17 protein-coding genes are annotated in these 13,531 nt (G+C 62.4%); 11 read left to right on the top strand and 6 right to left on the bottom strand.

The window, feature by feature from the left end:
• The first annotated feature begins 46 nt into the window (after window positions 1-46).
• Together ACROUL_RS02710 and ACROUL_RS02705 are read left to right on the top strand one after the other, a co-directional pair.
• On the top strand, window positions 47-1,006 hold the full coding sequence (locus ACROUL_RS02710) for an acetyl-CoA carboxylase carboxyltransferase subunit alpha (protein ID WP_431298016.1): 960 nt from the start codon (window positions 47-49) through the stop codon (window positions 1,004-1,006).
• Window positions 1,003-1,320, top strand: coding sequence for a DMT family transporter (locus tag ACROUL_RS02705; RefSeq protein ID WP_431298015.1), 318 nt, complete (start codon window positions 1,003-1,005; stop codon window positions 1,318-1,320). The genes ACROUL_RS02710 and ACROUL_RS02705 overlap by 4 nt, the downstream gene beginning before the upstream one ends.
• Here the strand turns inward: ACROUL_RS02705 and ACROUL_RS02700 are convergent.
• The 4 genes from ACROUL_RS02700 to ACROUL_RS02685 are packed head-to-tail and all read right to left on the bottom strand — an operon-like array spanning window position 1,286 to window position 4,025.
• Window positions 1,286-1,654 carry a TfoX/Sxy family protein gene (locus tag ACROUL_RS02700; protein ID WP_431298014.1) on the bottom strand — a complete coding sequence of 123 codons (369 nt, stop codon included), beginning with the start codon at window positions 1,652-1,654 and terminating at the stop codon, window positions 1,286-1,288. The genes ACROUL_RS02705 and ACROUL_RS02700 overlap by 35 nt on opposite strands.
• A 48-nt stretch (window positions 1,655-1,702) precedes the next feature.
• Complete coding sequence (locus ACROUL_RS02695; RefSeq protein WP_431298013.1) at window positions 1,703-2,431, bottom strand: lysophospholipid acyltransferase family protein; 729 nt, start codon at window positions 2,429-2,431, stop codon at window positions 1,703-1,705.
• Complete coding sequence (locus ACROUL_RS02690; protein ID WP_431301231.1) at window positions 2,428-3,321, bottom strand: cell division protein FtsX; 894 nt, start codon at window positions 3,319-3,321, stop codon at window positions 2,428-2,430. The genes ACROUL_RS02695 and ACROUL_RS02690 overlap by 4 nt, the downstream gene beginning before the upstream one ends.
• Before the next feature lie 32 nt (window positions 3,322-3,353).
• Window positions 3,354-4,025, bottom strand: coding sequence for a cell division ATP-binding protein FtsE (locus ACROUL_RS02685; RefSeq protein WP_431298012.1), 672 nt, complete (start codon window positions 4,023-4,025; stop codon window positions 3,354-3,356).
• Between the two features lie 192 nt (window positions 4,026-4,217).
• Between ACROUL_RS02685 and ACROUL_RS02680 the strand changes: the two genes are divergently transcribed.
• The 5 genes from ACROUL_RS02680 to ACROUL_RS02660 all read left to right on the top strand — a co-directional run bounded on the left by ACROUL_RS02680 (window position 4,218) and on the right by ACROUL_RS02660 (window position 8,634).
• Window positions 4,218-5,033 (top strand): zinc-ribbon domain-containing protein, encoded by an 816-nt coding sequence (locus ACROUL_RS02680; RefSeq protein WP_431298011.1) that lies wholly within the window; start codon window positions 4,218-4,220, stop codon window positions 5,031-5,033.
• 97 nt (window positions 5,034-5,130) lie between these two features.
• On the top strand, window positions 5,131-6,867 hold the full coding sequence (ilvD, locus tag ACROUL_RS02675; RefSeq protein ID WP_431298010.1) for a dihydroxy-acid dehydratase: 1,737 nt from the start codon (window positions 5,131-5,133) through the stop codon (window positions 6,865-6,867).
• Window positions 6,848-7,441, top strand: a complete 594-nt coding sequence (locus ACROUL_RS02670; RefSeq protein ID WP_431298009.1) for a cation transport ATPase — start codon at window positions 6,848-6,850, stop codon at window positions 7,439-7,441. The genes ilvD and ACROUL_RS02670 overlap by 20 nt, the downstream gene beginning before the upstream one ends.
• A gap of 64 nt (window positions 7,442-7,505) precedes the next feature.
• Window positions 7,506-8,261, top strand: coding sequence for a DUF6478 family protein (locus ACROUL_RS02665; protein WP_431298008.1), 756 nt, complete (start codon window positions 7,506-7,508; stop codon window positions 8,259-8,261).
• Between the two features lie 13 nt (window positions 8,262-8,274).
• Window positions 8,275-8,634 (top strand): hypothetical protein, encoded by a 360-nt coding sequence (locus ACROUL_RS02660; protein ID WP_431298007.1) that lies wholly within the window; start codon window positions 8,275-8,277, stop codon window positions 8,632-8,634.
• 7 nt (window positions 8,635-8,641) lie between these two features.
• Here the strand turns inward: ACROUL_RS02660 and map are convergent, their stop codons facing one another.
• Window positions 8,642-9,442 carry a type I methionyl aminopeptidase gene (gene map / locus ACROUL_RS02655; protein WP_431301230.1) on the bottom strand — a complete coding sequence of 267 codons (801 nt, stop codon included), beginning with the start codon at window positions 9,440-9,442 and terminating at the stop codon, window positions 8,642-8,644.
• Window positions 9,443-9,572: 130 nt separating this feature from the next.
• Here map and ACROUL_RS02650 point away from each other — a divergent pair, with 130 nt between their 5' ends.
• From ACROUL_RS02650 to ACROUL_RS02640, 3 genes are all read left to right on the top strand, one after another.
• Complete coding sequence (locus tag ACROUL_RS02650) at window positions 9,573-10,292, top strand: competence/damage-inducible protein A (protein ID WP_431298006.1); 720 nt, start codon at window positions 9,573-9,575, stop codon at window positions 10,290-10,292.
• Window positions 10,289-10,984, top strand: coding sequence for a GNAT family N-acetyltransferase (locus ACROUL_RS02645; protein ID WP_431298005.1), 696 nt, complete (start codon window positions 10,289-10,291; stop codon window positions 10,982-10,984). Before ACROUL_RS02650 ends, ACROUL_RS02645 begins: the two co-directional genes overlap by 4 nt.
• 191 nt (window positions 10,985-11,175) lie before the next feature.
• A complete protein-coding gene (locus tag ACROUL_RS02640; RefSeq protein WP_431298004.1) occupies window positions 11,176-11,958 on the top strand; it encodes an OmpA family protein in 783 nt (260 codons plus the stop codon).
• Window positions 11,959-11,997: 39 nt separating this feature from the next.
• Here the strand turns inward: ACROUL_RS02640 and ACROUL_RS02635 are convergent, their stop codons facing one another.
• Complete coding sequence (locus tag ACROUL_RS02635; protein WP_431298003.1) at window positions 11,998-12,903, bottom strand: LysR family transcriptional regulator; 906 nt, start codon at window positions 12,901-12,903, stop codon at window positions 11,998-12,000.
• A gap of 365 nt (window positions 12,904-13,268) precedes the next feature.
• On the opposite strand from ACROUL_RS02635, the gene ACROUL_RS02630 reads away from it, so the two are divergent.
• Entirely contained in the window at window positions 13,269-13,520 is a 252-nt protein-coding gene (locus ACROUL_RS02630; protein ID WP_431298002.1) for an EF-hand domain-containing protein, read from the top strand.
• Window positions 13,521-13,531: the final 11 nt, after the last annotated feature.

Here is a 13,531-nt window from a genome sequence, read left to right as displayed (position 1 = left end):
GCAGGGCCGGGGGCATATAGGAACGGCCCCCGGAAGGATGACACTGATGAATTACCTGGAATTCGAAAAGCCCCTCGCCGAAATCGAAGGCAAGGCCGAAGAGCTAAGGGCGATGGCCAAGAGCAGCCCCGGGATGGATGTATCGAAAGAAGCGGAGGCGCTGGATCGCAAGGCCGAAACCGCGCTGCGCGACCTCTACAAGAATCTAACCGCCTGGCAAAAATGCTTGGTCGCCCGGCACCCGGACCGGCCGCATTGCAAGGATTATGTCGAGGCGCTATTTACCGAATTCACTAGCCTTGCCGGCGACCGCGCATTTGCCGACGACCATGCCGTGATGGGCGGGATCGCGCGGTTCAACGATCAGCCGGTCGTCGTGATCGGGCATGAAAAGGGCAACGACACCAAGACCCGGATCGAGCGCAATTTCGGGATGGCGCGGCCCGAAGGCTATCGCAAGGCTATCCGCCTGATGGACCTGGCCGACCGATTCCGGCTGCCGGTGATCACTTTGGTCGACACGCCCGGCGCCTATCCAGGCAAGGGGGCCGAAGAACGCGGTCAGGCCGAAGCTATTGCGCGCAGCACCGAGAAGTGTCTGGCGATCGGCGTGCCGCTGATTTCCGTTGTCATCGGTGAAGGCGGATCGGGGGGCGCCGTGGCCTTTGCGACGGCGAACCGCGTGGCGATGCTGGAACATTCTGTCTATTCGGTGATTTCGCCCGAGGGGTGCGCGTCGATCCTTTGGAAGGACGCCGACAAGATGCGGGAGGCGGCCGAGGCGCTGCGGCTGACGGCGCAGGATTTGCAGAAGCTGGGAGTCATCGACCGGATCATCAAGGAGCCGATGGGCGGAGCGCAACGTGCCCCCAAGGAAGCGATCGACGCGGTCGGCAAGGCGATCGAGACGATGCTGAAAGACCTGTCGGGCAAGAAGCCCGAGGCCCTTATCCGCGACCGGCGGCAGAAGTTTCTCGACATGGGGACCAAAGGGCTGGCCGCGTGACAAGCCCCTGGCTTTTGATCGTCATTGCCGGGTTGCTGGAAACCGGCTGGGCGCTGGGGCTGAAGTATTCGGAAGGCTTTTCAAAACCGATCCCTTCAGCCCTGACGGTGATCGGAGCGCTGGCGAGTTTCTATCTTTTAAGCGTGGCGATGCGCGATATTCCGGTGGGCACGGCCTATGCCGTCTGGGTTGGGATCGGGGCGGTCGGCACGGCGGTCGCGGCAGTAATCCTGTTCGGCGAACCGGTCAGCGCGCTGCGGATCGCAGGAATCCTGCTGATCATCGGCGGGATCGTGGCGCTGAAACTGGCGTGACTGCCGCCCGTCGCTGCCTGACTGGTTTGGGCTTCGGCGATGGCACGTCTTCAGCCAATGTGCGCAGTGCTGCCATCACCCGGTCGGGATCATCAAGAGCTTCGGAAACAAGAAGGTAGTCCTTCGACCCAGGGTAGCAGGGTTGATGCGACGCGTCGGGCAGAAGTGCGGAACTGCACGGTGTTATCTTGAGGAAAAGTTGGTCGTCACAGACAAAGCCGACGACCTTTCCGTTAAGGTAGACCGCGTATTCACCGAACATCCGCCGCGCTGTCAGGGCCAGCGGTGACAGCGTGTCGAAGAAGTGGTCAATGGTGGCAGCGGACGTCGGCATCGACCAATAATGCGCCGGAGCCGTGGCAGTCGCAACGGGATTGCGGCCTTAGCGCGGTATGAAGCCCGCTTCGTCCATCAGGCGGTCGGAGTGCGTTTCAACGGTGGCTTCAAGCTCGGCCATGAAGACCGGGATCGGCTTGCCTGGCGGGATCGCCGGCAGGAACTCCACCACGGCGAGGCCCGGGTGGCGCAGGATGCCGCGCTTTGGCCAGAACACGCCAACATTGGTGGCCACGGGATAACACGGCTGACCGAGTTGTTCGTAAAGGAGGCCGGTTCCGACCTTGTAGGGTTTCGCCACGCCGGGGGCGACACGGGTGCCTTGCGGGTAGATGATAAGCTGGCCGGGTTCGGCCGCGCCCTTGGCGACATCAGCCTTCATCCGGGTGATTGCGGCGCCCCGCTTGCCCCGGTTGACCGGCACGCAGCCAATCTTCAGCGCGTATTGACCAAGGAAAGGCGTGTAGATCAGTTCCCGTTTCATGATGAACTTGCCAGCCGGGACGGCGTTGAAGATCAGTATGATGTCGAGAAAGCTTTGATGCTTGGCGGCGATCACTGCCTCGGTCGCGGGGGGCGTGCCGCGCACTTCGCAGCGCAAACCACAGAGCAGACGCAGCGTTAGGACCACCCAGCGGCAATATGCCTTGCAGGCCAGCCGCGCGCCAGTGCGTGAAAAAAGCGCCCAAGGTGCGAATATGACGGCGATCACGGCCATCGCCAGATACATTTGCACGACGAAGATCAGAGAGAGAAGCCAGCGAAGCGCGATCATGTCAGCTCTTTCAGTTTGGCAAATGCGGCTCGGCGTGTGGCCGCGAACGCCACAAACGCGGCCAGCGGCGGCAAGGCAAGCGGCCAGAGCCACCCCATGCCGACAAAGCCAAGGCCTGTAAGAAAGCCTCCTGCGGCATCTGCGGCAGGCAGGAAGGCCACCCCGATCAAGCCAGCCACCGCGCCGATCGACGCGCCGGTAAAGCTGCGCACGGTGAAACGGCGGACGAAGGCCCGGGCAATGTAGCTGTCCTTTGCGCCGACCAAGCGGAGGACGCGGATCACTTCGGCGTTGGCCGCAAGGGCGGCGCTGGCGGCAAGGGTTATCATGGCGGCCATCGCAACCCCGATAAGGCCGATGGACAACACGCCCAGAAGGCGGATGCGACCGGCCGCTTCGGCCAAGGGGCGACGCCAGCGGGTATGGTCATCCAGAACAGCACCCGGGGCTTCAGCGGCGAGACGCTGGCGCAGCCCTTCACTGTCATAGCCGGGGTCGGCTTCGACGATTTCGATCAGGCGAGGGATCGGCAGGGCGTCAAGCGGCAGGTCGGGGCCGAACCACGGCTCCAGCAGGGCGCGCTGTTCGGCATCGGTCAGCGCGCGCGACGACGCGACGCCGGGCGTGCTGGCCAGCAGCGTCAGGATCGCATCCGTCTGAAGCTGCATCTGGTCGGGCGGGGCCGAAACGCGGATCGTCGCGGTGCGGGCCAATGCATCGGACCAGCGGTCGGCAAGGCGTCCCGAAGCAAGTGACAGGGCAAGCGCGAAAACGCAAAGGAACGTCATCGCCCCCGCCGTGAAGGTGGTAAGCGTTGCCGTGGGGCCTGAGGGCGGCACGATGCTGAGGGCGGGGTTCACGGGGGCTGCATCCCTGCCAAACTGCGGCAACGACAGCTTTGGCAGCGAAAGTTTCGGCAATTTCACAGGTCGGCCCCCGCAAGCTGAACTTTCTGCTTGGCAATGCGCAAGACGCGGGTGGCGACCTGCGATTTCGCCTGACGGATCAGGTTGAGGTCATGGGTGGCGACAAGGATGGTCTTGCCCATGCGGTTCAGTTCGACCAGCAGGGTCAGGATGCGCAGCGACATCTCCCAGTCAACGTTGCCGGTAGGTTCATCAGCAAGAATGACGTCAGGTCCGACGATGACCGCGCGGGCAAGGGCCGCACGCTGACGTTCGCCACCCGACAGTGACGGGGGCAGCGCGTTTGCGAGGTGCTTCAGCCCGACCCAGGCGAGCAAATCGTCGAGATCCTGCGGATCGCAGTCGCGCCCAGCCACGGTGAACGGCAGCGCCATGTTGGCGGCGAGGCTGAGGTGATCAAGAAACTTGCAGTCCTGATGCACGATGCCAATGCGGCGTCGGGTGATGGCGACATCATCGCGCGTCAGGGTCTGGGCGTCGCGGTCGAAGATCGTGACCTCGCCAGCTGTCGGGTAAAGCTCGGCATAGGCGAGTTTCAGGAACGTCGATTTACCCGACCCGGACGGCCCGGTCAGAAAGTGGAACGACCCCGGCGCCAGACGAACGGACACGTCAGTCAGAAGGTCGCCTCCGCCATAGCTGTAGGCCACGTTTTGAAAGGCAATCACGCTTGTCTCCCGGCCCCGGTCAGGGCGCGCATTGGCGGCAAAGACGGCACGACGTGCCGCAAGAACTGCGCTTTCCATCGCACAGGGGCTAAGGATTACACAAGAGTCAGACACAAACCCTTGGAGAGGAAGGGAATAGGCGTTACAAACAGCCCCGGTAGAGCCGGTTCTGTTGGCTTTGAGGGAATAAAGATGCGTTTGGTTTGCCCGAATTGCGACGCCAAGTACGAAGTGCCAGACGATGCGATCCCGCAAAGTGGTCGCGATGTGCAATGCGCCAATTGCAACCATGCCTGGTTCCAGATGAAGCCCGGAACCGAACCGGCGAGCGCGCGCAAGGCATCGGTTTCCGCCGAACCCCTGACCGAAACGCACGCCACTGCTGCCGAAGTGAGCATCGCCGCGCCGACCGTAGCACCGGCTGAAGCCGAAGATCTCGCCGAACCGACGCCGTCGGCCGGACTTGCGGGCAAGGGCTATGCGGTCGACGAATCCGTGCTGGCGATCCTGCGGGAAGAGGCCGAACGCGAGGCCAAAGCCCGCAGCATCGAAAGCCGCCCAATTGAAACGCAAACGGACCTTGGTCTGGACACTGCGATCCCGGCAGCTGTTGCCACGGCGGCTGTCGCTCCTGTCGTTGACCGGGTGGTTCACTCTGATCCCGGCGAGGAAGGCACCCGCCCTTCTGCCCGGCGCGACTTGTTGCCGGATGTCGAAGAGATAAACTCCACGCTTCGCCCGTCCGAGCGTCCGGTCGATCCGGATGCCGAGATCGAAGCGCTGCCGGACCTGACCGCAGGCCGCAACAGCTTTCGCAGCGGTTTTCTGATCATCATGGGGCTGGCAATCATCGCGTTGGTGGCCTACCTCGCGGCCCCGCAATTGGCGCAGCAGGTACCGTCGCTGCAGGGCCCGCTGACGGCCTATGTCAACTTTGTCGACACGCTGCGGTCGTACCTTGACGGGCTGATGCAGACCGCGACGACAGCGATCAACGGCAGCACCTGAACGCGTCATTTGACGGCATAGCAGGCTTATTCGGCCTTGCTCCGCCACAGCGGCCCCCTTATCCAATGCCTGCCAGTTCCCGGGGGAGACACCGCTGATGAGCACGAACACGCGTTTCGACAAATCCAAACTTCCAAGCCGCCATGTGACCGAAGGTCCGGCGCGGGCACCGCATCGCAGCTATTTCTACGCGATGGGGATTACGGAAGAAGAGATCCACCAGCCGTGGGTCGGCGTGGCGACCTGCTGGAACGAGGCGGCACCGTGCAACATCGCGCTGAACCGGCAGGCGCAGATCGTGAAGCATGGCGTCAAGAAGGGTGGCGGCACCCCGCGCGAGTTCACAACGATCACCGTGACCGACGGTATCGCCATGGGGCACGAGGGGATGCGGTCCTCGCTGGCTTCGCGCGACGCAATTGCAGACACTGTGGAATTGACGATGCGTGGGCACTGCTATGACGCGATCGTGGGGCTAGCGGGCTGCGACAAGTCGCTGCCCGGGATGATGATGGCGATGGTCCGTTTGAACACGCCAAGCGTCTTCATCTACGGCGGTTCGATCCTGCCAGGTCGCTACAAGGGCCAGGACATCACCGTGCAGGACATGTTTGAGGCCGTGGGCAAGCACCAGGCCGGGAACCTGTCGGACGCGGAACTTGAGATCATGGAGCGGGTGGCCTGCCCGTCCTCGGGTGCCTGCGGGGCGCAGTATACGGCGAACACGATGGCCTGCGTATCCGAGGCGATCGGGTTGGCACTGCTGAATTCGTCCAGCGCCCCCGCGCCTTATGAAAGCCGTGACCAGTATGGCGAGGCGTCAGGCGTTGCCGTGATGAACCTGATCGAGAAAAACATCCGCGCGCGGGATATCGTGACGCGGAAGGCGCTGGAAAACGCGGCGCGCGTCGTGGGCTGCACCGGCGGTTCGACCAATGCTGCGCTTCACCTGCCTGCGTTGGCGAATGAGGCAGGGATCGACTTCGATCTGTTCGATGTGGCCAAGTACATGAAGGACACGCCCTATTTTGTCGACCTGCGTCCAGGCGGCAAGTACGTCGCCAAGGACCTGCACGAGGTTGGCGGCGTGGCCGTGGTGATGAAGGAACTGGCGAAGGAAGGCCTGCTTCACCTCGACTGCATGACCGCAAGCGGCAAGACGCTTGGCGAAAGCCTGGACGAAATCCGCGGCGAGGCGGACGGCCGGGTGATCTATCACATCGGTTCGCCCATCACCAAAACCGGCGGCGTCGTTGCGCTGCGTGGCAACGTGGCTCCGGATGGGGCCATCGTGAAGGTTGCCGGCATGAGTGAGGCCGAGCAGGTGTTCAGCGGCCCGGCGCGGGTCTTCGAATGCGAAGAAGATGCGTTCGAGGCAGTGAAGCAGCGCGCCTACCAGGAAGGCGAAGTGATCGTCATTCGTAACGAAGGTCCTGCGGGTGGCCCGGGGATGCGCGAGATGCTGTCGACCACGGCGGCATTGAGCGGTCAGGGCATGGGCAAAAAGGTGGCACTTATCACCGACGGACGCTTCTCCGGCGCGACCCGGGGCTTCTGCGTGGGTCACGTCGGGCCGGAAGCGGCGCATGGCGGGCCGATTGCCCTGCTGAAGAACGGCGACGTCATAACGCTGAACGCGCTGACCGGCGAATTGTCGGTGAATGTGTCGGACGAAGAATTCGCCAAGCGCAAGGCCGAGTGGAAGGGTCCGCGCAAGACGGCCTATACCTCGGGTGCGGTCCACAAGTTCGCCAAATTGGTCGGCGGTGCGCGTTGGGGCGCGGTGACGCATCCCGGCGCCAAGGCGGAGAGCCATGTCTACATGGATCAGTAAGGCCTGCCCGCTTGGGTTTGGCCTGATCCTTTTGCTGGCGGCCTGCATTCCGATGGAGGGCGGGCCGTCAGGTGCACGCTCCGCAAGCATCATGAACGGCCAGTTCACAGTGCCGGCGCCGAATGGTTACTGCGTTGATCGCGCCGCAAGTCAGGCGACCGAACGGTCAGCTGTGATCATCATGGGGCGGTGTTCGGACCGTGCTGGGGTGCCGCCCGCCGCCATCACCGCGACGGTTGGTGCTGCGGGCTCTGCTACCGTGCTCGCCGCGGGGACCGAAGCACTTGCGGTGTATTTCGCTTCGGCCAACGGGCGCGCCGCCCTCAGCAGAAACGGGCAGGCGAGCGCTGTAACGGTTCAAGAGATCGGTTCGGCAAACGGGGCAATCGTGCTTCACCTGACAGACCGGGCTGTGGGGGAATACTGGCGGGCAGTCCTTGGGGTGCGTGGGCGGCTTGTAACGCTTGCGGTGACCCCGCCGGATGGCCAACCATTAAGCGTGGCCGAAGGTCGGGCGCTGCTTCTGCGGGCAATTGCCGGGTTGCGTGCGGCCAATGCCGACATTGCAACCTGAAAAGTAACTAGTGGCATGGTAGTGCTGCCTTGAGGCGGCAAGAAACCGGGTAAGGCGGCTGGGAATGAGCAGGCGGATCGGCAGTTTTCTGGAGCGACGGCGACTGCGCAAGATGCAAGAGCGTTGGTCCAGCGTAGCCGACGCCGCGCCGATAATGGACCGGATTGCACTGAGTTCGTGGCAATCGCGGGCCTATGCCATGCGACGCGAAATCAACCGCTTGATCCACGCGGCCGCAGCACGCCAGGCCAAAACTGCAGGTGGGCGCGCGATGCCTGCCGTGCCACTGGGGACCGATTGGTCATGGCGGCCAGACCTTTGGCTGGGGCCGGTGCCAATGCGCTGGTCCGAGGCACGGGAGATGCGCACCGCCCTAAGCGCCGATGTGGAACTGCACCACGACTGCAGCCTGAGGGAAATCGTCTTCCGGCAAACCCGCAGCGACCGTTACGGCCTTGCGCTGGATGTCTACGGCTTTCTGGGAAGTTTCGTTTCGGTGACGCTTGTGCTGCCCGATACGGTGGCCGAAGGGTTCAAGCCAAGGCATCTGGTGCGGGTAGAGACGGTGATTGAGTGCGAGCGGCCGGTAAGGGCCTATGCCCGGCTGAATATCAAGCACGGCCCGAATACAGAGCAATTGGTGCGCGAGCTTGTATCCGACGCGCGCCATCAGGTGGTGGAATTCGATCTCGCCTATGCCAAATTTGATGACAAACGGGTGGAGCGGGTGTGGCTGGACATGATTTTCGACCGTCCCGCGATGAATGCAGTAAGGTTGCACGATATCGTTGTTAGCCGCAGGCCGCGCGCCGAGTTGTAAGGGGTAACGAACAATGCCGAACGGTCTTTCGCTGACAGGCGGTCGGATTGCCGCGGGCGTCTGGGAAGGCGTGCTGAGCGGCACGAGCGATACGATCGCTGAACTTGAAGTCACGCATCTGGGCAGTCCAATTGCGGGCGTACAGCAGATCGCGGGTCCGGACGGAGAAATCACTGTACGCGTGCCGATCCCGGTCGAGGTGTTGAACGAGGGGGTGCAGACGTTTCTGATCCGCGCGGGGAACAGGACATTGGCCCAGTTCACCGTGATCGCCGGCGACGTGCTGGAGGACGATCTTCGAAGCGAGATCGATCTGATGCGCGCCGAACTTGAAATCCTGAAGCGTGCCTTCAGGCGTCATTTCGCGGACTGAACACAGTTCAGCCCCAGGTCGGGTGAAACTTTCCCGCCGGGGATGCGGTGAATATCTCGCATCCAGTGGCGGTTACGCCAACCGAATGTTCAAATTGCGCCGATAGGGATTTGTCGCGCGTAACAGCGGTCCAGTCATCGGCCAGAACCTTGGTTTCGGGGCGACCCAGATTGACCATCGGTTCGATCGTAAAGAACATGCCTTCTTCAAGCACGGGGCCGAAACCGGCGCGGCCATAGTGAAGGACGTTCGGCGGCGCATGAAAGACCCGACCAAGGCCGTGACCGCAGAAATCGCGCACGACTGACATGCGCTGAGATTCGACATAAGACTGAATGGCGTGGCCGATATCGCCGAAGGTGTTGCCGGGCTTGACCGCCGCGATCCCGCGCATCAGCCCCTCATGCGTCACCTCGATCAGACGTTCCGATTTGCGGGCAAGTGCCCCCGCCACATACATCCGGCTGGTGTCGCCGAACCACCCGTCGACGATGACTGTCACGTCGATGTTCAGGATGTCACCGTCAGCCAGAACCTTCGCCCCCGGGATACCGTGACACACGACATGGTTCACTGAAATGCAGGAAGCGTGCTTGTAGCCCTTGTAGCCGATGGTGGCCGAAGTGACGCCACGACGCGCTATTTCCGCAGTGATGAAATCATCAAGCTCGGCCGTGGTAACCCCGGGCAGGACCAAGGGCGCGACGGCATCTAGGATTTCCGCCGCCGCACGGCCAGCAACGCGCATGCCAACAAAATCCGCATCTTCATAGATGCGGATGCCATCCTTAGTGATGCGGGCACGCATTTCGTCCACGACAAGCCTCTCGATTTGACGCCTACATAGGCCGGGATAGCGGAAATGGCTAGAGGCGCGGGCTTTGAAAGCCGGGCCAGCGCGGCTATATTCGGTAGCTGGGAACCGGGCGAGGCAGGCAATGGCAAATCCAACCGCAGCAATGCTGGTTATCGGCGATGAGATCCTGTCGGGCCGCACGCGCGATTCCAACATGCATTATCTGGCGAACGAACTGACGAGGGTCGGGATCACTCTGGCCGAAGTCAGGGTCGTGCCGGACGACCATGAGGCCATTGTCGCCGGGGTGCGGGCCTTGTCGGCTGCCTATGACCACCTGTTCACCAGCGGCGGAATCGGACCGACACATGACGACATCACTGCCGATGCTGTGGCCAACGCCCTGCGGGTACCGATCACGCACCGGGCTGATGCGATGAAGCTACTGGGTGCGCACTATGAACGCTCCGGCTTGCCTTTCAACGAGGCACGGCAGCGTATGGCACGGATTCCCGATGGCGCGACGCTGATCGAGAACCCCGTGTCCGTGGCCCCCGGTTTCACCGTTGGCAATGTTCATGTGATGGCCGGGGTGCCGAAGATTTTCGAAGCGATGCTGGCGGGCCTTTTGCCGACGCTTACCGGAGGCGCGCCGCTGTTGAGCCAGTCCCTCCGGGTCGAGCGCGGCGAGGGAGAGATTGCCGGGCCTTTCGGTGCGCTGGCGGCGGAGTTTTCGGACCTGTCGATGGGGTCTTATCCCTTCACGGTCAACGGTGCGCATGGCACTAATCTTGTCATCCGCGGCACCGATCCTGCGCGGGTGGACGAGGCGATGGTTCGCCTTGCACAGCTTTTCGGATGACGCCCGCAACCTTGGCCGAGGTGATGGACGCAACGTGGCCGGCGGCCCGGACGCACGACATCGGCCCGTTCCGCCTTCGCGAGGGTGCAGGTGGCGGAAAACGGGTCTCTGCGGCATCTGCAGAGCGGGCCTGGACCGAAGCGGACCTTGCAGCCGCCGAAGCTGAGATGGCGGCCCCATTGTTCCTTATCCGCGCTGGGGACACGGCGCTGGACGCGTCGCTTGCAGCGCGTGGATACCGGATCGTTGATCCTGTGATCGCGTATTCCGCGCCTGCGTCAGCGCTGGCAGGCGCACTCGACCCCTTGGCGGCTTTCGCCCACTGGCCACCGCTTCAGATTGCATGCAGCCTTTGGGCCGAGGGGGGCATCGGACGAGAACGGCTTGCCGTGATGGCGCGCGTGAAAGGTGCAAAGGCCGCGCTGTTGGCGAGGGTGGCGGACAAACCGGTGGGCGTGGCCTTCGTGGCATTGCACGGGCCGGATGCGATGCTGCACGCGCTGGAAGTAGGCCCGCGGTTCCGCCGCAAGGGCGCAGGGTCGATCATTCTGAAGGCGGCGGCCAACTGGGCAATGGCCCAAGGTGCTGGCCGACTATCGCTGGTGGTGACAGAGCGGAACCTCGCCGCGCGGGCGATGTACGCTCGTGCCGGGATGGGAGTTGTGGGACAGTATCACTATCGGATGCGCTAATCGCGGTATATGCGGGCAACACATTGAAAAAAATGGGCTTTCTTTGCGCTACCCTCGTCTTGGCCTTTGCTGGCCGGGCGGCAGCATTGACGCTCGAATTGCCCGCAAGCGTCATGTCCGAAGAGCATCGCAGCGAAGCGCCCGGCAGTTATGCTTTGCCAGTAGGCCCATTCGACGGAACATCAGTTCCGGTGCGTGTGAAAGAAGGCTCGATAGACCAGCGTGCCTACCGGCTTGATGCGGCGGGCCTGACGACACTTGCCTTGCTGGAACCCTTGCGCGACCAGCTTCTGCGCGAGGAATTCACGATCGTCCTTGATTGCGAAGCCAGCGCGTGTGGCGGGTTCGATTTCCGCTATGGCACCGAGGTGATGCCGGAACCGGACATGCACGTCGATCTGGGCGATTATCGCTTTCTATCTGCAGAAAAGGATACTGAGGCGGTCAGTATCCTTGTCAGTCGTTCCGTGCTGTCAGGTTTCGTACAGGTGACACGGGTGGGTTCCCTGCCGTTGCCTGATACGGTTTTGCCGCCAGCACCGGCACCCGAGATCGAACTTGGCGTTACTGCACCGACAGAGGCCTTGCGAGCACCAGGAGACTTGGGCGCGATGCTTGACGAGAACGGCGCGGTGGCGCTGGACGATCTTGTTTTCGCCAGTGGCGCTGCGGCGCTTGCAGGTGGCGACTACGCCTCACTTGCTGCACTCGCGGCGTGGCTGGCGGCGAACCCCGACAAGACGGTGGCGCTGGTCGGGCATACCGACGCGTCAGGATCACTGGTGGCCAACATAGCATTATCGGAACGCCGGGCTGATCTTGTGCGCGAGGTGCTGATTGACCGATACGGGGTAGAGGCAGCGCGGCTGACTTCGGAAGGGGTGGGCTATCTGGCACCCCGCGCAACCAACCAGACCGAGGTTGGGCGTCAGAAAAACAGAAGGGTCGAGGCCATAGTCACCTCGACCCTGTAGCGGCCCTGGGGGAAGTTAGGGCTGCGACGTGCTGTCATCTCACCAGTTGTCGGGCCCTTTGTCGGCATAACGACGGGCAAGAAAATCGATGAAGGCGCGAACCTTCGGTTGGGTAAAGCGCCCCGGCGGATAAACCGCGTAGATCCCGAGCGATTCCACCGGCAAACCGGGGATCGCCTCTTCCACCAGACCCTGACGCATTGCATCGGCGTAAAGGAACGATGGCAGGTAGGCGATGCCAAGGCCGGACACGGCTGCGTTCAGTAGCGACTGCCCATCATTCACCGTCAGCCAGCCGACGGAGCGGACCTGGCGCTTTTCGCCCGAGGGTGCGGTGATCTTCCAGACGTTGCCATTAGCCTGGTTGGAATAGTGCAGCAGTTTGTGGTCGTTCAGATCGTCGATCTTCATCGGACGGCCGAACTTCCGGAAATAGCTGGGCGCGCCGATCATCCGCTTTGTCGTCTCGGTCAGCTTGCGGGCGCGGAGCGAGCTGTCTTCCAGATCGCCGACACGGATCGCCATGTCGAACCCTTCCGAGATCAGTTCGACGTAGCGGTTGTTCAGCACCATGTTGACGGTGATATCGGGGTATTCGAGCAAAAACTCCCCAAGGATCGGCGACAACAGGTTCACACCGAAGTCTGTGGCAACCGAAACGCGCAGCAGGCCCGAGGGCGCAGATTGCATTGAGGTGACCAGAGCATCCGCCTCGCCAGCATCGTTCAGCACCCGGCGGGCGCGGTCGTAGTATGCAAGGCCGATTTCGGTGGGGCTGACCCGGCGTGTGGTGCGGTTCAGCAGGCGTGCCCCCAAGCGCGCCTCCAGAGCCGACACGTGTTTTGACACGGCCGATTTTGAAATACCCATCTTCTTGGCCGCATCCGTGAAGCCACCTTGGTCCACTACTGTGGCGAAGGCCTCCATCTCGGTTAGTCGGTCCATCTTTGTCCTCTTGGCAGCAGACGCTCTGAAGCTTGAGGTTGTTTCGCTCCAAAATCAGGCAGGATAGGGGCGATGCCGCGACCTATCCGGGGTATTGTGTGGGATCGTTGATGGCAACGAAACGAAGCTGGCAGTTCAATTTAGGCGATACTCCGCCAAAGCGTGTGTGAAGCAACGGCGGAACAACGGCGAGATCAGGGCAACGGCGGGAAAATGTCCCCCGATCGGCAGGCCATAGGCAGGTTCTGGTGACCAGATTTTGGATTTCGGCAACTGAGCTGGAATGTTCGCCCGATAGGCGTCAGTCACCTTCTTGCGGCAACGAAAACGCGCCGCACAACCGTAGACTGAAAAAGGAGACTTCCATGAAACGTTTCGCACTCGTGCTGGCCCCGCTTGCCTTTGTTGGCGCTGCCTATGCGCAGGATCTGCCGCAGGTGGAAGACACCGATGCTAACGGAACGTGGTCTCTGGCTGAACTTCAGGGAGTATGGCCAGAGCTGACCGAAGATGCCTTCAAGGGCGTCGATGCCAATGGCGACGGGGCCGTCGATCAAACCGAACTGAAGGCCGCGCTGGACAACGCGGTACTGAAGGCGCCGGCCACCAACGGCTGACCATATCGCAG

The organism is Tabrizicola sp. BL-A-41-H6 (assembly GCF_050632395.1).
In the GTDB taxonomy this organism is placed as follows: domain Bacteria; phylum Pseudomonadota; class Alphaproteobacteria; order Rhodobacterales; family Rhodobacteraceae; genus JAUYQR01.
Note: the sequence above shows the minus strand (reverse complement) of the source record. Positions and strands in the feature narration are given on the sequence as shown.

Coding starts and splice junctions, on each gene's coding strand:
- ACROUL_RS02710 (WP_431298016.1), top strand. CDS start 47: ATGAATTACCTGGAATTCGAAAAGCCCCTCGCCGAAATCGAAGGCAAG.
- ACROUL_RS02700 (WP_431298014.1), bottom strand. CDS start 1,654: ATGCCGACGTCCGCTGCCACCATTGACCACTTCTTCGACACGCTGTCA.
- ACROUL_RS02695 (WP_431298013.1), bottom strand. CDS start 2,431: ATGATCGCGCTTCGCTGGCTTCTCTCTCTGATCTTCGTCGTGCAAATG.
- ACROUL_RS02680 (WP_431298011.1), top strand. CDS start 4,218: ATGCGTTTGGTTTGCCCGAATTGCGACGCCAAGTACGAAGTGCCAGAC.
- ilvD (WP_431298010.1), top strand. CDS start 5,131: ATGAGCACGAACACGCGTTTCGACAAATCCAAACTTCCAAGCCGCCAT.
- ACROUL_RS02670 (WP_431298009.1), top strand. CDS start 6,848: ATGTCTACATGGATCAGTAAGGCCTGCCCGCTTGGGTTTGGCCTGATC.
- ACROUL_RS02665 (WP_431298008.1), top strand. CDS start 7,506: ATGAGCAGGCGGATCGGCAGTTTTCTGGAGCGACGGCGACTGCGCAAG.
- ACROUL_RS02660 (WP_431298007.1), top strand. CDS start 8,275: ATGCCGAACGGTCTTTCGCTGACAGGCGGTCGGATTGCCGCGGGCGTC.
- map (WP_431301230.1), bottom strand. CDS start 9,442: ATGCGTGCCCGCATCACTAAGGATGGCATCCGCATCTATGAAGATGCG.
- ACROUL_RS02650 (WP_431298006.1), top strand. CDS start 9,573: ATGGCAAATCCAACCGCAGCAATGCTGGTTATCGGCGATGAGATCCTG.
- ACROUL_RS02645 (WP_431298005.1), top strand. CDS start 10,289: ATGACGCCCGCAACCTTGGCCGAGGTGATGGACGCAACGTGGCCGGCG.
- ACROUL_RS02635 (WP_431298003.1), bottom strand. CDS start 12,903: ATGGACCGACTAACCGAGATGGAGGCCTTCGCCACAGTAGTGGACCAA.
- ACROUL_RS02630 (WP_431298002.1), top strand. CDS start 13,269: ATGAAACGTTTCGCACTCGTGCTGGCCCCGCTTGCCTTTGTTGGCGCT.